Consider the following 22,748-nt stretch of genomic DNA (forward strand, 5'->3'; position numbering starts at 1 on the left):
TTTTGCAACAAGGCGAATAATCCGTAACAAGCGCATGTGATTCATCGTAATAACGCTAACCCTTTAAATTATAGGGAAAAAGCTCGTATGGCATATAGTTTAATCTAAATGAAAATCGTTTGCATTTGAATTTTTGCAAGTGTATAAAAGCGTGTCTGTTAATGATTTTATGAATATGTTCGTATTTCATTAATTTTTTAGTGAATGATGTGTTTTAAGGTTGAAGATATGCTCGAAGCAAAGGGACTCGGTTTTAGCGTAGGAGATAAACAATTGCTCAAGACATTTGATGTGTCGTTTGAGCAAGGAAAGATTTACGCTTTAGTTGGGCATAACGGCTCCGGGAAATCGACCTTATTAAAGTTGCTCGCTAAGCAACAACACGCTACTTCTGGTGATATCTTTCTTAAAGATAAACCTGTCGCTAAGTGGTCAGATAAAGATTTCGCTCAGCAAATTGCCTACTTACCACAACATTTACCCGCAACCGATAGTTTATCTGGCAAAGATCTTGTGAGCTTTGGTCGTTACCCTTGGCATGGCTTATTAGGCCGACTTTCAAGTAAAGATAAGCAATACGTTCAAGAGGCGATGCAACTGACCGACACTGCCCAATACGCAGATCGATTAGTTGATACTTTGTCGGGTGGTGAACGCCAGCGTGTGTGGCTTGCGATGTTGTTGGCTCAGCGCACCAAATACCTATTGCTCGATGAGCCGCTAGCTGCGCTCGATATTGGTCATCAGATTGAAATGCTGACATTGATTAAGCAATTGAGTGAAACGTTAGAGATCGGTGTGATCATCGTGATACACGATATCAACATGGCAGCGCGCTTTTGCGATCATATCATTGCCCTTCATAGCGGGGAGCTATTGGTCGAAGGCGTGGTTGATGAAGTGTTCAAAGAGTTGATATTGAAAGACATCTATGGTGTACCTATGCACATTACTCAGCACTCGGCGGGTTACCCAGTCGCAATGCCTGGTGATTTGGAGCCAGCATGATGTTTAGCCGTTATCTTCAACCTAGCTTTGGTCGTATGAGCATCAAGCACTCCGTTATTTCTAGTCTTGTTTGTGCGAGCTTATTGGCCGTTACTCCTGTTTCAGTTGCTGAAAATGGCACGTTTGGTGTAAGTGCTGATCCAAGCCCGCGCTTAGTATCGATTGATTGGACTCATACTGAAACGCTTTTGGCATTGGGTGTAAAGCCAGTCGCCGTGGCTCAAATACCCGATTATAACTCATGGGTGAAATCCCCAGAGATTCCTCAAACCGTTGCGGATGTTGGCTTGCGAACGCAGCCAAACCTTGAACGTATTCATGAGCTTAATCCAGATAAAATATTGCTCTCGCCGATGTTTTCAACGTTGGAAACTCAACTAAGCAAAATTGCGCCAGTCACGACGATTGGTTTGTACCGAAGCGGTGATGTGGATTGGTCGGCGTTAGAACGCGTCACGCGACAATTAGCAGAGATATCTGAAAAAGAGCCTCAAGCTGAAACTTTGATTGCACAGGCAAATGCAGAAATGGGTCGTTTAGGCACGCAGCTACCAAATAACGCGCCCGCTATGTTAATGGTGCAGTTCATGGACACTAACCACGTTCGTGTCTTTGGGAACAACAGTCTTTACAAAGCGTCAGTCAATAAGATTGGTCTTGAATCCGCGTGGAAAGGACAGACAAATGCTTGGGGATACAGTTTAGTCGGTATCGATCAGTTGATAGGTGTTGATGGGCAAATTGTTATTATCTCTCCAATGCCGGCTGGAACAGAAGAGAGCCTGAAACAAAATCAGTTTTGGCAATACATAGTGAAGGAGTCGGGCTATCCGGCGTTACAAGTTCCCGCTGTTTGGAGTTTTGGCTCCATTCCTTCTGCAACACGTTTTGCTCGTTTTGTTGTGTCTGAATTGAACCAAGGAGGTGTGCTGTGAGAGCTCTCTCGTTTGGTGTTTTGACACTGTTAATGGTGTCTACGTTGGCACTCATCGGCCAACACTTATCTGTTTCTCAGTTTGGACTCAGTCGTCTATCGAGTTTGTGGAGTGCAGACTTTTCTTCTCCTGATTCAGTGAAACTGCATTTGGCGTGGTGGCCAAGGCTGTTTACCACACTGTTGTCAGGTGCTGCGCTCGCCGTTGCGGGTGTGTTGATGCAGCAAGTGCTTAGAAACCCATTGGCATCGCCTTCGACTTTAGGTGTTGCGAGCGGTTCAAGCTTTGCCCTTATGTTGGCGACGCTTTACGCCCCTTGGCTTTTAGAATGGTCGTATTCGTTGGTCGCCCTTATTGGTGGTATTTGTACGATTGGTTTGGTGTTCGCATTGTCTTGGCGACGCGCTTTGTCTCCAACCGTGGTGATTGTTTCTGGCTTAGTGGTCAACCTCTATTTTGGCGCTGTCAGCACCGTCTTGTTAATGATGAATCAAGATAAGCTCAATGGTTTGATGATTTGGGGCGCAGGATCACTCGTCCAAAGCGGGTGGGAGGATGTTCAGTACTTAGCGCCGCGTTTGGTTATCGCAACTCTTTCCGCATTTCTGTTTGTAAAGCCACTAAGTTTGCTCCAGCTATCAGAGCAAGGTGCTAAGAGCTTAGGTGTTTCATTACCTAAGTTAAGAGTTGCTTGCCTCGGATTAGCAGTATTGCTAACGGCTTGGGTTGTTAGTGCGGTCGGTGTTATCGGGTTTGTCGGTTTAGCCGCGCCAGCGTTAGCACGTTTAATGGGGGTGCACCGTTTAGTACCTAAGTTATTGGTTTCGATGTTACTTGGTAGTTTGTTATTGAGCCTAACTGACCTCCTTATTCAACAGCTGCCGGGCATTATGTCGATGTTTATTCCGACAGGTGCAGCAACCGCAGCCTTGGGCGCGCCTCTGTTGTTGTGGTTATTGCCTAAGTTATCAATGAAAAGCCAGTCACAAACCCAGACCGTCCTAACGCGTCATAAGGAAGTGGCATCACGTTTAAACAAACATGCGGTGGTGTTGGCGAGCCTATCGATTGTTCTGTCGCTGGTGGTGTTCAGTTTATTTTCAGTACAGACAGAAGGTTGGCGCTGGTTATTTCAAACTCAAGATTGGGCGATGCTTGAATGGCGCTTACCTAGATTAGCTGCGGCAGCATTAGCGGGGGGCATGTTGGCGGTCGCTGGCACGATCGTTCAACGCTTGAGTGGTAATCCAATGGCGAGCCCTGAAGTTATTGGTATCAGTTCTGGTACGGCGTTAGGTTTGATCATCGCGATCTTTGCCGGGCTTGGAAGTAGCATTATTGGCTTATATGTTGGTGGGTTCATTGGTGCGGTTTGTACCTTGGGCATCATTGTACTGCTCAATCAGAAGTCTGGTTTTCAACCTGAAAGAGTGTTGCTAACAGGTGTCGCAATAACAGCCTTAATGAATGCAGTGCAAAGCTTTGTTTTAGCGGGCGGCGATCCAAGAAGTTATCAAGTTCTCGCTTGGTTGGCAGGTTCAACGTATTACGTCACCGAAGCAACGCTTATTCCGTTATTGATATCGTCGGTTGTATTTATCTCGTTAGGTTTTCTCTGTGCGCGATGGTTGGATGTATTGCCACTAGGGCAGGCGAGTGCCCAATCTCTTGGTATCAACGTATCAAAATCTCGAATTCTTTTGTTGGTGCTGGTCGCGTGCTTAACCGTGAGTGCAACACTGGTGGTTGGCCCGTTGAGCTTCATTGGGTTGATGGCGCCGCACATGGCTAGGCTTTTCGGATATAGCCGCGCCAAAGAACACCTTATCTGCTCTTCGCTAATAGGTATGGCATTGATGTTGTTCTCAGATTGGCTTGGTAGGCAATGGCTTTACCCGCAAGAAATTCCGGCAGGTTTAGTGGCTTCGATTATCGGTGGCATGTACCTGATGTGGGGGCTGAGAAGGCTTTAGTGGAATGATGTTGATGACACCATTCTGATTACTAGTTACTAGTTACTAGTTGAGTGGTGGTGTAAACAACGCAGAAAGCAACAACAAAGTCACTTGGTTAGGCTTAAACGGGATTACCTTGTCAATTTATTGATAATGATAATCACAATAATAATTAATAAATTAAATGGTATGTGAGATGGGATTAATCCTATTACTGGCTGAAAAACAGAAAAAGTCATTGTCCCTTGTGATCTTGTTAAGTATTGCGAGCGCGTTTCTTAGTGTTGGGGTAATTGCTTTTATTCAGCACAAGTTACTCGAGAGTAGTGAGCCACTTTCTAACACCTTGCTCCAGTTCACCTTGTTGTTGATTGGTTTGTTGGTGACAGCCACTTTCGCACAGGTCGCACTTCATAAATTGGGTCATAAGTTCGTTTACAGCAAACGTTGTGAATTGGTTTCTCAACTCTTGAATACCGATATCGAACAAGTTGAAAAAGTAGGAAGTGCAGGGGTGCTTGCTTCACTGAATACCGATATTCGAAATATCACTATCGCATTCGTACATTTACCAGAGTTGATTTACGGCTTAGTGCTAACAGCGGTGGCTTTAGCCTACTTGGCTTTTTTGTCTATGCCACTGTTTGGTATCAGCTTATTAATGCTCTCTTTAACGGGTGTTGTTGGCTATATACTCGTTACACGCATCACCAAGCACGTTAAACAGGTTCGTGAATATGACGACAAACTGTATCACGATTACCAGTCTTTGATTGATGGTCGTAAAGAGCTCTCGTTAAATCCATTCAGGGCCAAACGTTACTTTGATGAAACTTTTTCGGCGAATGCGGAAGGCTATCGAAAAGAAGTGACACAAGCAGACATCTTAAATGGTTTTGCAGCCAACATGGCGAACACCGTTGTATTGGCGTTAATCGGTTTGAATTTTTACCTTGCGACGGGTTTGGGGTGGGCGTCACTGGAAGTCGCTTCTACATTCGCCTTAGTTGTGCTGTTCATGAGAACGCCATTGATGTCAGCAGTCGGCTCAATTCCAACACTGATCACCGCCAACATATCGATGAAGAAATTGTCGTCGTTAGACTTGAGCACCGAACTAAGCCTCAACCCGAAGTTAGCGCAAACCAAAGTATTCAATTCACTAGAACTCGTAGGTGCCAGCTATCGATATCGTTCAGATTCTGATGGTGACTCATTTGGCGTTGGTCCTATTGATTTCAAGATCGAACGTGGTGAACACATCTTCATTATTGGTGGGAATGGTAGTGGAAAATCGACCTTTGCTCGCCTTCTAACAGGGCTTTACCGACCGCATTCTGGCCAGGTTTATGTCGATGGTAACGAAGTAATTCAAGAACATTGGCAAGACTATCGCCATCAATTCTCAGCAGTGTTCAGTGACTTTCATCTGTTTCATCAAATCGTCGATGGTGAAGGCCAAGACATCGAAAACCAAGATATTGATGAATGGATGATACGACTTGAAATGGCACACAAGGTCGAACATCAGCAAGGTAAGTTGAGCGACGTGAGATATTCGCAAGGTCAGCGGAAACGACTGGCATTGATGATGTCAGTACTCGAAAAGCGTGGATGCATTTTACTTGATGAATGGGCGGCTGATCAGGACCCAAGATTCAGAAAACTCTTTTACCGCCAGTTACTTCCGCTACTTAAACAGCGTGGTGTGACTGTTATCGCTATTACTCATGATGACGCTTATTTTGATGCCGCAGACCGAATTTTCAAAATGGATACAGGCAATCTCATTGAGCTGAGTAAAGGGAATTTAGCTCAAGCGCACCAAGCACTAGAAAGTGTTGTCGCTTGAGTTTTTAAGAGCCAAGTTAGGTTCAAAACTAAAATAAAACAAAGTTAGTTGAGGAAAGAATGAGTATTGATAGCCCGAATACAGAATTTACCGTTGTTATAAACGCGCAAGAACAATACAGCATTTGGCCAACTTATCACTTAGTGCCAAACGGTTGGACTGAGGTTGGAGTAAAAGGTAACAAAGAACATTGTCTTGAACACATCCGCGAAGTTTGGACCGATATGCGCCCCAAAAGTTTACGCGATGCGATAGCTGCCCTAGAAAACTAAACCCATTTAACTTTTAGCCAATACCTGTACTTTTTGCCTGTCGTGGGCGAAGAGAGGGTTTCTGCAACCAAATTTCATGCTTAGGTAATAAAATGTCAGTGGATGATGAACAAATTTTGGATTCCGTAACCGCTTGGAACCCGCTCTCATACTCTCAACAACGTTTGTGGTTATTCCAACAATTACAACCGATGAGCTTAGCCTATAACCTGGGTGGCTTACTTTGGTTTGAAGGTAACGGTGTTACTGTTGAAAAGCTTCAACATTCATTAAACGAAATGGTCTCGGTATTTCCTTCGCTACGGAGTCAATTTTCTGAAATCGAAGGCAAAGCAGCTCAGCGCGTGTTGCCTTTTAATCCTGTTGATTATGACTGTATTGACATGCAGGGTAGCTCGCATAAGGTTGAAGCTATTCATCAAGATGCTCGCCAACGTTGGCAACAACCGTTCCATTTATTGGAAGGTAATCTTGCTCGCTGTTGTATTTATCAAGTCAGTGAGCATCGCTTCGCTGTGTTGCTTTCGACTCACCACATCGTCACTGATGCTTGGTCATTTCAAATCAAAATTAAGATGCTGGTTAATTCGGTTGCAGGCAAAACCTACAATGGGAAAGAGGTTCAAAGTTATCTTGATTACGCAGCAGAGCAGGCCTGTGCAGAAACGTCTGATTTATATAAACAACAGAAAGCGGCATGGGTAGAGAATCAGTTTATCGGTGAAGAGTCGCTCTCGATATCAAATCTTAACGACCAATCGCAAGACACTTACGGGGCGAGACATGAGCTTGTTAGCTTGTCTAACGAAACCAATGAATCAATCAAAAAGTTAACCAGTGAGTTAGGCGCGACCAAATTTGAGATTTTGGCATCGGCAATGATGCTAACGCTGCGCCAGTACTCTTCTAATGTTCATCCTTCAATTTGTGTTCCCGCTCTAAACCGAAATGCCAAGAATCGCAGAACGGTCGGTTTTTATGTGAATAGTGCTGTGATGGGTTACCGCATTGACGCAGAAATGACGCTGTGTCAGTTAATCAACACCACTCATGCTTCAATGAAAGCGTCGCTAGCTTACGAAAGTACTCCATTAGAAGTGCTAGTCGGCGACTTACCACTTCCTACAACGGCACTGAACTTTCGGAATCACGGTGGTAAATTCTCACTTAATACCAACGGCGTTTCAGCCGAGTTTGAAGAATTCCCAGTATTAGAAACACCGTTTGAATTGGTGTTGGACGTTATTAATAAAGGCGATACACCGTTAAGGTTTGTCTATGCAAAAGAGAAGTTCACTCGTCCGTTTATCACCAAATTCATCGAAAGCTTTAAAGTAAACTTAACGACCATTGTTCAATCACCAGATGCAGCTGTAGCGTCGGTAAACGCAATCTCAAACAAGGACATGAGGTTAATAGACCAATATGGTTCGGGTGATCACTCTTGGCACTATCTTCCGTTTACAGATTTAGTGACGGAGCAGGCGGTTAAGTGTCCGAATAGTATTGCGTTAAAACACCAAAACGAGTCAATGAGCTATCTAGAGTTGGAGACTCGTTCAAACCAGTTGGCGCATTCGATTTTGTCTCAAAGTACCACTTCAAAATCACCGATTGGTGTGATGATGGAACGTGGCGTCGATATGATCGTTTCAATGATCGCCGTTCTGAAAGCGGGGGCGCCTTTCTTACCATTAGACCCAGATTATCCAGCTGAACGATTGAATTTTATGCTGGAAGATAGTGGTGCTGAGCTACTCCTGACTCATTCTAAATCTAGGTCTAGATGCACTGATGTATTAAACGGTAGTGACGGTGTTACTCAGTTCTGTGTTGAGAGTGCAGAGCTTTCAGGTTTGCCTTCAGATAATTCTTTTAAACGTCCGTTGGCCGAAGAGCTGGCCTATATCATCTATACCTCTGGTTCAACGGGAAAGCCAAAAGGCGTCACCATATCTCATGAAGGTTTGAGCATGCACGTTCAAACGATTGGTCAGCGATATGGCATGAGTGAAGATGACGTTGAACTGCACTTTGCATCGATTAGTTTTGATGGTGCGGTTGAACGTTGGACTGTGCCGTTAGCCTTTGGTTCTCGCTTAGTGATTCGTGATCAAGAGTTATGGACCGCGGAAAAGACCTGCGATGTACTGCAACAAGAAAAAGTGACCATTGCGTGTTTTCCTCCAAGTTATGTCGGCCCGTTACTCGACTGGATTGAAGCGACAAAACCACCATTGGCACTGCGATCCATTACCTTGGGTGGTGAAGCGTTCACTCGTGGGACCTTTGAACGAATCCAAGACGTGTTAGCGCCGCCACGAATCATTAACGGTTATGGTCCAACAGAAACGGTTATCACGCCGATGATTTGGGAAGCGTATGCACAAGACTCAATGGAGAGCGCATACGCTCCGATTGGAACTCCAGTCGGTGACAGAAAGCTGTATGTACTTGATTCTGAGTTAAGCCAAGTGCCATTTGGCTGCAGTGGCGAGTTGTACATTGGTTCTGAAGTGGGCTTAGCTGAAGGCTATTTGAAACAGCCTAATTTAACTGCTGAACGTTTTGTTCCTGATCCATTTTCTAATAATGGCGAGAGGATGTATCGAACGGGTGACCTCGTTCAGTGGCGCGATGATGGCATCATGGAGTACCTAGGTAGGGTAGACCAACAGGTAAAAATTCGTGGGTTCCGTGTCGAACTAGGGGAGATCGAATCCCAACTTCAGGCGCTTTCAGGGGCGGAGTTCTGTGCTGTTGTCGATCATGAATCTCCTACGGGTAAAAAGCTAGTCGGTTATGTTCAGCTAAATGAAGGTCGGCAAAGCGAGACTCAAGCAAATGATGCCGAACTAAACGATGTTTTATCGCAAAGTACTCATAGAAATGAAGAAGCGCGATGGATTGATCAATTAGGGCAAACGCTGCCTGATTATATGGTACCTGCGTGTATTATTGTGCAAAACAAGTTGCCTCTGACACCTGCAGGTAAGGTCGATAGAAAGCAATTGTTTGCTCCTGATTGGTCTGAGCTACACACCGAACAAGGTGAAGTTGAGAACGAGCGACAACAAGTTCTCGCTGATATTTGGTGTGATCTACTTAAGGTGAAGAGTGTTGGAGCGAATAGCCGATTCTTTGCGCTAGGTGGTGACTCGATTACTGCTCTTCAACTAGTCGGAAAGTTGCGTCAACAAGGTTTCATGTTATCGCCAAAACAAGTTTTCGATTTTCCGAAGTTAAGTGATATGGCGGACAATCTAACCGAAACCAAGTTGCTGAAAGCTGAACAGATTAAGCTTCAAGGCGAAGTCGCACTGTTACCCATTCAGCAAAGATACATCGACCATTTTGATCTGAGTCGTTGTAATCAGTTCATTCAGTTTAACTGGCGTTATCCAGTAGATGTTGAACGATTGACTGCTTCATTCAAAGGTCTTGTTGAACACCACGACGCATTGAGACTGCGCTTTGCTCATTCGTCGGACTCTTCATTAAAAGCGACGGCAAATTATCAAGACAACGCCGAGTTTGCTATTCATTCATTTGAAGACGAGATAAACCTTGAACAAGTTCAGGCGAGTATAGATCTAACTCATGGTGTAATTGGTGCTGTCGGAACTCGCAGCCTGAACAAACAGGGTGAACTTAGTCAGCAAAGCGAAATTTTAATTGCGATTCACCATCTCGTTGTAGACGCACTTTCGTGGCCAGTGATTATTGAAGACCTCGCTAAGCTTTATAGTGCACATCAAGAAGCTTATGAAACTCAAGATAAGTCTCAAAAAGCATCACCTGAACTCTCATTGGGTCAAAAGACACATCATCAAGGTAACTGGGGCCATACCTTAAGTACATTGACGATATCTAAAGATCAAAAAGCGTACTGGGCAGAGCAAACGAAACCACCGCTTTATCTGAGAAAACGTGGAAAGCCTATTGCGATGCAATGGCATATTCCTGTATCAAAAATCAATGCTCTAAATAAAGCTGGCCAAGAATTTGCTCGCCTCACTCAGGAACAAATTGCATTCATTGTGAGTGCTTTAACGGTCAGTACGTTAAACCAAGGAAAGGCGTTAACCATTCATCGTGAATCTCACGGTCGCTATACCGAGGACTCTGGGATTGATTTAAGTCGAACTGTCGGGTGGTACACATCATTATATCCGCAAACCGTTCCTGCTCTTGATTCGTTGGAAGAGTGGGTAAAATCCCTCAAAGATAATTCTAGTGCAGACGAGCTAGGCGGCGTTACGTTCCATGCTGGTGTGATGCAAAATCTTTGGCCTCATGTTGGTGATATGGATGTGCTGTTTAACTATTTAGGCAATCTTACTCAACAGATGAATGACGCAGTTGAGGTAACAAATACGGGCTTATGGCGTGATGAATCAAACGCTGCAGATGCGGCGATTGTTATTAATGCTTCTGTGCACACTGAGAACTTAACATGGGATGTTGAGTTGGATAGCCACAATTTCAAACAAGTTGAAGTTGAGGCACTACCTGCGGCATTTGATAGCAGCATCGAACGCTTACATGAACTGTTTATTGAAGCCAATCCGGTATTAACCAGCAACGATGTACCACTGGTTGAGTTGACTCAAACCCAATTAAATCAACTTTGTGCTGGTGCCAGTTCATCAAGCTCATTACCTCGAACAATTTTACCGTTATCAACCTTACAGCAAGGGCTATATTTCCACGCGAAGCTGTCTGAAAGTAACAGTACGTACGTCAACCAGATAACGTTGCCCTTAAACAACGTTGATGTGACCAAGATGATTGATGCTTGGCAAGGTGTGATGAATAGACACCAAATGCTGCGTTCTACATTGTTCTCATTTGATGGTGGGGCGTACCTTGCCGAATGGCCAGAACTTAGTCTGGATTACACGATATTGGATGTTCGAAAGCGTAGCCAATTTGACCTTGATTCCTACAAGCAGAAAACGATTGAGCAAGGCTTTGAGCTAGAGCAGTTTGTTGATCATGCAAAAGTAAAACCTTTGTGGCGCGTCGATTTCGTTCAAACCTATGATGATCAAGTGCAGTGTATATTTACGATCCACCACATTCTAATGGATGGTTGGAGTACGGGTGTACTACTCAGCGATCTGTTTGCCTTGTATAAAGGTCATACTGTTGCACCAGTCAAAGGTGAGTTTGCAGACTATTTATCCTGGATACAGAACCAAGATAGTCAGCAGTCTAATCAGTATTGGCAGCGCTACCTTCAAAACATGGAATCACCAACACGTTTGGTTGAATCTTTTGGTAAACCGAATGCCGAGGTCGCCGATTCTAACGTATCCAGTTTCCATCGTTACAATGACGACTATTCATCTGAGACCATCAGCGAATGGTTACCTAAGCTAAAACAAGCGGGTGTGACGCTTAACACGTTAACTCAAGCAGCTTGGCTACTGACATTGAACCGCTTCACCGGGCAAGAGAGCCCAGTTTTTGGTAATACGGTAGCGGGGCGTCCGACAGAGCTGGCTCATAGTGATTCGATGGTGGGTTTGTTTATTAATACGTTGCCTATCTCGCATCGAATTGATCTTTCTAAATCAGTATCTGAATGGATGCTAGAGATTCAAACATCATCCAGTGATCAGCGTGAGTTCAGTTATTCTTCTCTGTCTGATATCCAAGCACAAACTGGGTGGTCTGGTGAAAACCTATTCGACACCTTAGTGGTTTTTGAAAACTACCCCTTGGATGAAGCTCTTCTAAATAGTGAAGGGAACGGAGAATTTAGCATTGGTGAGCCTGAAAGTTATGAGTTTACCCATTACCCGTTAACCTTGGCTATTTTGCCGAGCGAGTCGCTTCGCATTGTTTTTGCTTACGACGAGGGCAAGTTTACACCCCAGCAAATAGACGCTTTGTGTGCAACTAATCGACACTATTTAACTCAACTGGTTCAACACTTAACGGAAGACTTAGGGCGATTGCCTGAATTGGCTCCAGAGCAGGTGAAAGAGCTTAGTTCATTTGACCGTGAACCAGAGGCTTGGACATTTGAACCGTTTACCGACTTAGTGGCAAAGCAGATGTTACTGCGTCCGGATAATGAAGCGCTAGTATCGAACGTAGAGGTGAATAATGGACAACAAAGACAGCATTTAACTTATCAGCAGGTGGTTGAACAGAGTGATGCGATAGCGTCGAGGCTCATTACTAAAGGTGTTGAACGCGATGATATTGTTGGTGTGCTCTTTGAGCGTGACTGCAATATGCTGGTGGTAATGATGGGCGTGATGAAAGCGGGGGCGGGGTTCTTGCCATTAGATCCTTCATATCCTAAAGAGCGCTTAGACTTTATGGTCAAAGACAGCGGTGCGCGTGTTTTGGTTCATGATTTATTGAGTGAATCGTTAGCGAATCGTATCAGGAACCAAGCTAAAACTATTAGTTATAGCTCGTTTGATTTAACTGAAACCCTCAGCCAAAAACCTGCGATATTACCTGACCAACTGGCTTACATGATCTACACATCGGGTTCGACTGGCAAGCCGAAAGGAGTTTGTGTGTCACAGCAAGGGTTGAGCATGCACGTCCAAACCATCGGACAGCGATACGGCATGACAGCAAACGATGTAGAGCTACACTTCGCGTCAATCAGTTTTGATGGTGCGATTGAACGTTGGGCTGTGCCATTGGCATTCGGTTCACGCTTGGTCATTCGAGACCAATCATTGTGGAGCGCGCAACAAACCTGTGATGTATTAACGCGCGAAAAGATCACTATTGCGTGTTTCCCACCAAGTTATGTGCTGCCATTGTTAGAATGGATTGAAGGCTGTAGCCCCGAACTCTATGTGCGCTCGTGGACATTAGGTGGCGAAGCCTTCACTCGTGATACCTATTTCCAATTGCAACGCGTTCTAAAACCTAAACGAATCATTAATGGTTACGGGCCAACCGAAACCGTTGTCACGCCAATGATTTGGGAAGCTTACCCAGAAACTGAATTAGAAAGTGCTTACGCACCTATCGGGAAAGCCGTCGGAAATCGAACTTTATACGTGTTGGATTCGGCATTAAACCGTGTTCCTGCAGGTGTTTCAGGAGAGCTCTATATAGGGGAAGAAGTTGGGCTCGCAAGAGGTTACTTTGAACGTCCTGATCTAACATCTGAACGTTTTATTCCTGATCCATTCTCAAGTAATGGTGAGCGAATGTATCGAACCGGAGATGTGGTGAAATGGCGTTCAGATGGCGTTATGGAGTATCTCGGTCGTAGCGACGAACAGGTTAAGATTCGAGGGTTTAGAGTTGAGCTTGGTGAAATAGAATCTCGCTTACAAAAGATCACCGATTCGGAGCAGTGTGCGGTCATTGCTTGTGATAGCCCATCAGGTAAGCAGCTGGTAGCATACATACAAAGCGATAACGAGCTATCTAATGATCAGGCTCTGAAAGATCTTGCCAGAGATCTTCCTGATTACATGGTGCCTAGCCAAGTTGTCAAAATGGATAAGATTCCTTTAACTCCAGCAAGTAAAGTCGATAAAAAGCGCCTACCGATGCCAAACTGGCAAGAGGAAGCTAGCTCAGAGTATATAGCGCCAATTGGGGAGATGGAGCTAGCGTTAGCAAATCAATGGCAAGTACTATTTAGCAAAGAGAAGATAAGCCGTGAGGATGATTTCTTCGCTTTGGGCGGTCAATCGCTATTGGCGACTCAACTTGTAGGAAGGCTGAACCAACAAGACAACATCAGGCTGCCATTACAGGCGGTATTTGATACGCCTTTGCTTAAAGACCTTGCTGCTCAATGTGTTTTGTCAGACACTCAGAGTAGAAGAGAAATGCCTGTCATCGAGCGCGTGTCACGACTGCCATACATGCCGGCTTCTGCTGTACAGAAACGATTGTGGTTCGTTCAACAACTGCTACCAAACAGTGCCGCTTACCACATGCCTTTAGGACTTAAATTTAATGGGGATGTAAACGTCACGGTTCTTGAGCGAGCAATCAATATGCTGATTGCGCGTCATGAAATATTGAGGACGAACTTTAGCCAGGTTGAAGGTGAGCTGATGCAATCTATTCATGCTGAGCGAGAAATTCCTCTAGGTCTTCATGAGCACTTTGCAACCGATGGACAAAGGTTGTCTGCCTACCAAGATCTGATTGCTACCCCTTTTGATTTTTCTGAAGGGCCGTTGATTCGATTTGATTGGATAATCGTTAAACCTGAAACATCGCAGAATGAAAAACCTGAGACATCAGCGAATGTTAAACAGGGCGAATTGCTTATTGTCGCGCACCATATTATTTCTGATGGAATCTCCATGCAGCAACTGCTTTCAGAATTGGCTGATTGCTATGTGTCCATGATCAGAAGTGAAGAGGAAAGGAAAGGACAGGGGCTACGAACACCTGAAATTACTAATGATTTGCAGTACGTAGACTATGCGAATTGGCAAAAGCAGTGGCTTGAATCTGAAGAAGCATCCGAACAAAAAGCATGGTGGTTGAATGCGCTGAAATATGACATTGAACCACTGGTATTGCACAGTGACGTGTCTAGAGTTCAAGCGGATACGCGAGGTAACCGACTCCACTTTGAACTGACAAGTGAGCAAGTTTCCAATATCACTGCACTTGCGGCAGCGCATAACACGACTCCTTTTAATGTCATGCTGACGTTGTGGCACTTGCTGATGCACAAGTATTCCGGTCAAGAGCAAATACGTGTCGGTGTGCCGGTCGCAGGTCGAACACAGATTGAAACACAGACGATGCAAGGCTGCTTCATCAACAGTTTGGTTATTCCAGCACAATTTAGTGGAGAGCTGTCTTTCTCTGCTTTACTGAATCAAGTGAAGTCATTCACTGAACAGGCACTACAGCGACAAGACTTCCCATTTGAAATGTTGGTTGAATCACTTGGGATTACCGGAAATCTGCGGTACCACCCAGTGTTCCAAACCAGTTTCAACTTCCAGAGCTTTGATGAGCAATCATTGTTCGACTGGCAAGGACTCGATGTCGAGCCATTTGATCCAGGTGTTGTGAATGCTCAGCTCGAAATCGGTATGGACGTTCAACAGATGTCTGAGAGTAAATGGCATGGTTTCATAAGCTATGTATCACCGATTTTCACACAAGATTTCGCACAAGCGTTACTTGATCATTGGCTATTGCTTTTAGTTAGGGTAGCTACAAATAGTGATAAGTTAGTTAGCCAACTTCATTTGATCGATGAGAATGCAACACAGCAAAGTCGAGCGTTCAATAACACCTCACTTGATTGGGGTAACTTAGTGACGCCGTCACAAGCGATTCAACAGCAAGCTGAAGAAACACCAGATGCCGTCGCCTTATCTATGCAAGGTAAAACCCTTACATACAAACAATTTGATGATCGTGTTAACCAACTCGCTAACTGGCTGCGTGAGAGAGGGGTTACTAGTGAAACACGTGTTGGTTTAGGACTTGAACGTTCGTTTGACTTAGTGGTTGGTTTGCATGCTATCACTCGTGCTGGTGGTGCTTATGTGCCATTGGACCCAAGTTATCCGGCAGAACGACTTCAGTATATATTGCAGTCGGCGAATATAGACTTGCTGCTTACGGATTCAAGCTCAATGCACTTGTGGCCAGAAAGTGAGGGCTGCGAATATCTCGATTTAAGCCAGTTAGATACCTCAGCGCAGTCATCAATGCCTCCATTAGTGCAATGGCATCCAGAACAGGCGTTGTATGTGATCTTTACTTCTGGCTCAACGGGTTTACCAAAAGGAGTGGTGAACACTCAAGCCGCATTACAAAACCGTTTGAATTGGATGCAACAAGAGTATGCACTCAATGAATCCGATTGTGTGTTACAGAAAACGCCATTTAGCTTTGATGTTTCAGTATGGGAGTTCTTCTGGCCATTGATGACTGGCGCCCGCTTAGCGATCGCGCCGCCTGACGCTCATCGCCAATCAAGTGTCCTATCCGAAGTCATTCAACAAGAACAGGTCACAACACTTCACTTTGTACCGTCGATGTTGAACGCGTTCTCGGTAGAAACAGACATATCAGACTGTGTCTCTTTAAAACGCATTATCTGTAGTGGTGAAGCATTGCCTGCCGACCTTGTTGGCCAAGTGCTTAATAACGCTCTTGTTGAAGTGCACAATCTATACGGGCCTACTGAAGCGGCGATCGATGTGACGTATTGGCCGTGTGAGTTACCCGTGTCTAAGCGTATCCCGATAGGTTATGCGATCAGCAATACTCAGCTACATGTACTTGATGACAACTGGAACCCTGTGCCGATTGGTGTTCCTGGTGAATTGTATTTAGCGGGTATTGGATTAGCGCGTGAATATCTTGCTCGCCCGGACCTTACCGCAGACCGATTCGTACCCAATCCGTTTGGAGCGCCAGGAAGCCGAATGTACCGAACGGGAGATCAGGTTATTCAACTTGCTGATGGTCGATTGGAATATTTGGGTCGCTTGGATAATCAAGTCAAAATTCGCGGTCTACGCATTGAGTTAGAAGAAATCGAAAATGTGATTAATCAACTCGAATGGGTAGAGGAGTCAGCTGTGATCGCGTTTAAGCATCAAACTGGCGATCAATTGGTTGGCTATGTCATCGACTCCAATTGGGATCAAGACAAACAAGAACTCGTGAACAAACACCTTTCTGAACATCTCCCTGACTACATGGTGCCAACGATATTGATTGGGCTGAGTGAAATGCCACTTTCTCCAAATGGTAAGCGCGACAGAAAAGCTCTACCTGCACCGGAATGGCAATCAATCGAATACCGCGCTCCGGAGACGGAGTTGGAATTATGGTTTGCGAGTAATTGGGAAGAGGTTCTAGAAATCCCTCGAGTGGGTTTGGACGATAACTTCTTTGCTCTGGGTGGTCATTCACTATTAGCAACTCGAGTGGTCGCTAAAGCACATCAAGAGCTTGGTTTAGAGGTGGTACTGAAAGACTTTTTCGAGGCCAATAACCTGCAGGCGTTAACGGATAGCTTGCAAGCTCAATATCAAACACAAAATGAACATGAACAAGACGAATTCGATGCCATGGCAGCATTGATGGACGAGCTGGAGCTGCTATGAACGACCCAATAGACAAGAACAATCTACAAACAAAGAGTCAGTCAAAAGCGACGACTCAACCCAAGGCCACTAATCAAGGACAAATCGATAAACATGCGTTAGCAAAACGTTTTTTACAACTGGGAAAACCAGAGCAAATCAAGTTTATCGAACTGCTGAGTAACAAAGGTTTAGATTTCGAAAAACTACCTATTGTTGCGGTTAGTTCTGAACAGCAAGTCTCGTTATCTCCGGCACAACAACGTTTGTGGGATATTTATCGTCTAGACAAAGGTAACAGTGCCTACCATATGTCGGGGACGTTCAAAGTTAATGGTGATTTGGATATTGACCGATTAACCCAGCTCGTCAACCAAGTCTTAGAACGTCATGATGTGCTGAGAACACGCTTTATTACCAGTACCACAGAGCAGGTTATTCAGTTTGTCGACAAAGCGGCGGTGATGCATCCGGTTGGTGTTGATGCTCAAAGTTGGAATCAAGAGCAAATTCAAGACGCAGAGCAGGAGTTTATTGGCAAAGCGTTTGAGCTTGAGACTGAACTGCCAATTCGTATGCAATGTTTACGAACCGGTGATCATTCGTGGAAGCTACAGCTTGTCATGCATCACATCGTTTCTGATGGTTGGTCGATTGGCGTATTTTTAAATGAACTCGTTACGCTTTATCAACAAGGTAAATTGCCAGAGTTAGCGATTCAATATCGTGATTATTCTCATTGGCAAAGCGCGTTATTGGATGCGAGGAAAGGGCAGCAACATATTGAGTTTTGGAAGCGTGAGCTTTTACAAACAGATCAAAGCCCACTGTTCCCTTGGCATAGTGACGTTACACCAAATCAAAGACGCATTGCTGATTCGATCACCTATGAACTCAATGAGTCGCAATCTGACAAACTAAAACAGATTGCGCGTCAGTTGTCGGTAACGACTTCGAGCTTATGGTTAGGGATATGGCAGGCTGCTTTAGCCAAGGTAACGTCTCGCACAGATATATCAGTCGGCGTACCGATGGCGAATCGTACCCGCCACGAAGTGTCTAATCTGATAGGCTTTTTTGTGAATACAATGGTTATTCAGCAATCCATAACGCCTAACAGCTCTTTATCTGATGTGATTGAAAGAGCCCACAACAAAGTACTTGACGCGCAAGAACATCAACTATTGCCATTCGATCAGTTAGTCAGTGCTTTCACGACTGAGCAAAACGACGGTGAGCCAAAGAATTACGAACGAAAAGCAGGACAAACTCCCTTGTTTCAAGTGCTTTTTAACCATCAAAGTTCGTTGGCTGATGAGATTCAATTAGATAGTCAACTTACATTGAAGGCTGAGCAACAAAACGGGGAGTTTGCGTTATTCGATATTGCACTGGATATACGTGAGACAGAGCGAAAAACATGTGTCGTGCTCACGTACTCAAAAGATCGAATCGATTCTGATGCGATGGTTGAGTTGAATGCTGTACTTGAACATCTAATCGGCAGCCTGAAATCGAATGTAGATATCAGCCTAGCTCGAATCAATCACCTCACACGACACGATGCATCTGTTCTAGAAAAACTTTCGCAGCCAGAAGGTGAGTGGGAGTTTCAGTCAATTGTTGAGCTTGTTGGAGTTCAAGCCAGAGCACGACCTGATACCATCGCACTAAAGCATCATGACTTTGAGTTGAGCTACGCGCAATTGGATTCGGCGTCATCAGAATTGGCGTCCAAACTTGTCACTAAAGGCGTAGTTCGAGATCAAGCGATCGGTGTGCTGTTCGAGAGAGGCGTCGAAATGATTGTCTCTATGGTTGCAGTCATGAAGGCGGGCGGGGCATTTCTACCACTAGACCCTGATTATCCAACTGAGCGTCTTGGATATATGGTTCAAGATTCTAAGGCAGGGTTTGTGATTACGCAGCAAGGCTTAGAGCTACGTTGGCAAAACATTCAATTTGAGTTTGACGTTTCATCACCGAAAGTAAGTTCTTTAGTTTATCGTCTGCAAGACCTAACTCAATCTTTAGATAACGGACAATGTTTACCAACTGAATTAATGCCAACGATACTCCCTGAGCAATTGGCATACATCATTTATACCTCCGGTTCGACAGGTAAACCGAAAGGCGTGGCAGTTAACCACAATGGTTTGTCTATGCATGTTCAAACCATTGGGAAGCAATATGGTATGACACCAGAAGACGTTGAGCTCCACTTCGCTTCGATTAGCTTTGATGGTGCGGTTGAGCGTTGGACAGTGCCGTTAGCGTTTGGTAGCAAGCTTGTGATCCGAGATCAAGAGTTGTGGAGTGCGGAGAAAACTTGCGAGCTACTGCGCAATGAAAAGATTACTATTGCCTGTTTCCCGCCGAGTTACGTGGGTCCGTTGCTTGATTGGATAGAATATCAAAAACCATCTATCGTTGTTCGCTCCTGGACACTTGGTGGTGAAGCTTTTACCGCTGAAACCTATCAACGTTTGCAAAAGGTTGTGAATCCTCCTCGTATTATCAATGGTTATGGACCAACAGAAACGGTTGTCACTCCGATGATTTGGCGCGCATACCCTCAGGATAAATTGGACAGTGCGTATGCTCCGATTGGTCAGCCTGTCGGCGAACGTCGTTTGTATATATTGGATTCGCAGCTCAATAAGGTCGCATTTGGCGCCGTTGGGGAGTTATACATCGGTGGAGAGGTTGGGTTGGCTCGTGGATATTTAGACCAACCAGACTTAACTTCTGAGCGGTTTATGCCTGACCCGTTTAATCTCGATGACACGAGCAATAGACATAGCAATAACGCACGAGTAGGTCAGCGTATGTATCGAACTGGTGATCTGGTTCGGTGGAACCACGATGGCGTGATGGAATACATAGGCCGTGTAGACCAACAGGTTAAGATAAGAGGATTTCGCGTTGAGCTAGGAGAGATTGAAAGTCGCCTCCAATCCATCTCTAAGGTTGAGCATTGCGTTGTTGCAGCGAAAGAGGTCGGCCAACACAAACAGTTGTTTGGTTATTTGCAGAGTAGCGAGCCTGAGCGCTTCAATCTCGATGAAATTCTAGAAGCACTTTCACGAGAGTTACCCGATTACATGGTACCAAACCAATTAATGCTCTTGGATAAATTGCCTTTAACACCTGCTGGTAAAGTTGATAGAGCCTCGCTCCCCGCGATGGATGAGAACGTTCAATCGATCGCGACAGTTGTGTTACCTACAACCGAACAAGAGGCGTTGCTTGTAGATATATGGCAGCAGCTACTAGGCATCGATCAAGTGAGCTGTGCGGATAACTTCTTTGCATTGGGAGGTGATTCGATACTTTGCTTACAAATGGTGAGTAAAGTACGTGTTGCGGGCTACAACTTAACACCACGGCAAGTCTTTGAAGGCAAAACGTTGTCTGACCTAGCCGAAGCGTTGGATATCCATAAGGCCGCAACAGAGCGTGTTTTGACCGAAGAAGCGTTTGGCTTAATGCCAATCCAGGCGCATTTCTTTGCTCAAGAGTTTCCTGAGCCTGATCATTGGAATCAGCATATCTGTGTTGAGCTTAAACAAGACATGAATACCGACTATTTGGAATTGGCGATTCAAGCGTTGGTTAAACAACACCCAAGTCTGAGGCTCGCTTTCAAACAACATCAAGGTCGTTGGAAACAACAGTATCAACCTTATCAAGAACGCCAATACCTTTGGATAAGCTCGGTGAGCTCTGAAGACGCATTTTCAGCATTTGCACAAGAGATTCATCAAAGCATGGATATCGATACTGGTCGATTAATTCAGGCTGGTTACGCGCAATGTTCAGAATCCCCAAATCGTTTGATGATAGCTATTCACCACTTAGCAGTGGATGGTGTGTCTTGGCGAATTCTGTTAGATGACCTTTGGAAGGCGTATCAACAACAAGTTGCGGGGCAAGCTATCCAGTTAATGTCGAATTCGAGTGAAATCGATGAAACCGTCCGTCAGGTTGAACAATGGTCGACTACTGAACAGGGAGAGTTGATGCAATACACTTGGCATGATTTGGTCCAGAAATCGTCAAATTCAGTCAAGAGTAATCAAGAGCTTCCTCCTGCGCTTTATCAAGATAAACAGGTTTACAAAACTGAGCTATCGAATGACTTCACTCAAACGTTATTGCGTGTTTCAAACACCAATCACGGAGATATTCAAAGCGTGTTGATTGCTGCGTTAGTGTCAGCATTAACGAATGAAGTGCAACCTGAGGTTCCTCTTTACTTAGAGGGACATGGTCGAGAAGCCTCTGTTTTTTCTAGCGTTGAACTATCAAGAATGGTGGGTTGGACGACCAGTTTGTACCCAATGATTGGGCATTTCCAACCTGATATTCTAGGTGTGCTCAACCAAACTCATGACTATTTAGAGAGCGTTAAGCAAGATGGCGGCATTGGCTATGGCGTTAGGTATTTAAACAAAGAGACTAATGATAGTTATCGCGCAAGTGCAACGTTTAACTATCTCGGCCAGTACTCAAGTGATGGGTTCGCACACTGGTGTACACCTATAGAAGACGGAAGCCTACCTCAATCTGGATTAAATCAGATGCTGACGCCACTTGTCGTCAATGCTCAGGTTGTGTCTGGGCAGTTAAGCCTGTCATGGGAATTTGCGAAAACGCACTATTCATTGACGGAAATCGAGCGTATAGCAGAGCAATACGTTGAGAGTTTAACGGCGCTTGTCAGTGCTATGAAACAAGGACCGAAAGTAGCAAAGAGTAATCAGTGCATTGCCAATCTGCGACTGGTAGACAAACTCAATAATACAGCGTGCGAGAATGAACCTGTTTTTTGTATTCACCCTGTGACAGGGCGTGTGACGGGTTACCAGAGACTCGCACAAGCACTTGAAGGTGATAGAAGTGTATTTGGCATAAAGTCACAGAGCTTTGCATCAGAGAGCGTATTTGATTCCTCGTTTAATGACATGGCCGACACCTACTACCAAACGATCAAACAGATCCAGCCTCATGGCCCTTATCGATTAGTTGGATGGTCTTTGGGCGGGGCACTCGCTCAGGAAATCTCACTACGTTTAGAGAAGAATGGTGACGATATTGCATTCGTCGGGTTACTTGATTGCTATGTGCCAGGTACTGAAATTGCTGAAGATCAGTGGGACTCACCAACCTCAAAAAACAAACTCATCGAGCATATTTCATTGCTGCTCGGTTCAATTACGGAAGCTCAAGGGCAGCGATGTTTAGAGTTGCTCGACTCCGTACCCCCTAGAAGGTGGTCAGAAGTCTTTAATACATGGTTAGCGGAAAATCACTTCGACCGCTACATGGCGGACAATGCACAACAGATGCTCTATAGCTGGGCTGTGGAACAACACATGCGTGCTTTGTGTCGTGGGTATCAATTACCGAGCATAAAAACCCAGTTGCATTGTTGGTGGGCAGGGCAACCAAATGGGCGCTCAGAGCTGTTATCAAAAGGGTTGAATAAGCATAACAAGCTTCAATATTCCTCTGTTATAGATACGGATCATTTAGGGATCGTACAGAACAATACAGTAATCAAAGACTTATACAGACATTTGTATTGTGAATAATTTTATAAATATCTATTGCTGAAATGTTTTATTTTGAAAATTACGTGGTACACT

General features: G+C 44.7%; 7 protein-coding genes. All 7 read left to right on the forward strand.

Going from position 1 to position 22,748, the window contains the following annotated elements:
- Positions 1–228 precede the first annotated feature (228 nt).
- The 7 genes from L1D37_RS09560 to L1D37_RS09590 all read left to right on the forward strand — a co-directional run bounded on the left by L1D37_RS09560 (position 229) and on the right by L1D37_RS09590 (position 22,694).
- On the forward strand, positions 229–1,008 hold the full coding sequence (locus L1D37_RS09560) for an ATP-binding cassette domain-containing protein (protein ID WP_239847745.1): 780 nt from the start codon (positions 229–231) through the stop codon (positions 1,006–1,008).
- A 35-nt stretch (positions 1,009–1,043) separates the two neighbouring features.
- Entirely contained in the window at positions 1,044–1,943 is a 900-nt protein-coding gene (locus L1D37_RS09565; protein WP_239847822.1) for an ABC transporter substrate-binding protein, read from the forward strand.
- Positions 1,940–3,916 carry a Fe(3+)-hydroxamate ABC transporter permease FhuB gene (gene fhuB / locus L1D37_RS09570; protein ID WP_239847746.1) on the forward strand — a complete coding sequence of 659 codons (1,977 nt, stop codon included), beginning with the start codon at positions 1,940–1,942 and terminating at the stop codon, positions 3,914–3,916. Before L1D37_RS09565 ends, fhuB begins: the two co-directional genes overlap by 4 nt.
- Before the next feature lie 178 nt (positions 3,917–4,094).
- Entirely contained in the window at positions 4,095–5,750 is a 1,656-nt protein-coding gene (locus L1D37_RS09575; RefSeq protein WP_239847747.1) for a multidrug ABC transporter permease/ATP-binding protein, read from the forward strand.
- Between the two features lie 59 nt (positions 5,751–5,809).
- On the forward strand, positions 5,810–6,022 hold the full coding sequence (locus tag L1D37_RS09580) for an MbtH family NRPS accessory protein (protein WP_086713289.1): 213 nt from the start codon (positions 5,810–5,812) through the stop codon (positions 6,020–6,022).
- Between the two features lie 92 nt (positions 6,023–6,114).
- Entirely contained in the window at positions 6,115–17,118 is an 11,004-nt protein-coding gene (locus L1D37_RS09585) for a non-ribosomal peptide synthetase (RefSeq protein WP_239847748.1), read from the forward strand.
- A complete protein-coding gene (locus tag L1D37_RS09590; RefSeq protein ID WP_239847749.1) occupies positions 17,115–22,694 on the forward strand; it encodes a non-ribosomal peptide synthetase in 5,580 nt (1,859 codons plus the stop codon). Before L1D37_RS09585 ends, L1D37_RS09590 begins: the two co-directional genes overlap by 4 nt.
- The last annotated feature ends 54 nt before the right edge of the window (positions 22,695–22,748 follow it).

The organism is Vibrio sp. Isolate33, from assembly GCF_022397895.1.
Taxonomy (GTDB): Bacteria; Pseudomonadota; Gammaproteobacteria; order Enterobacterales; family Vibrionaceae; genus Vibrio; species Vibrio pomeroyi.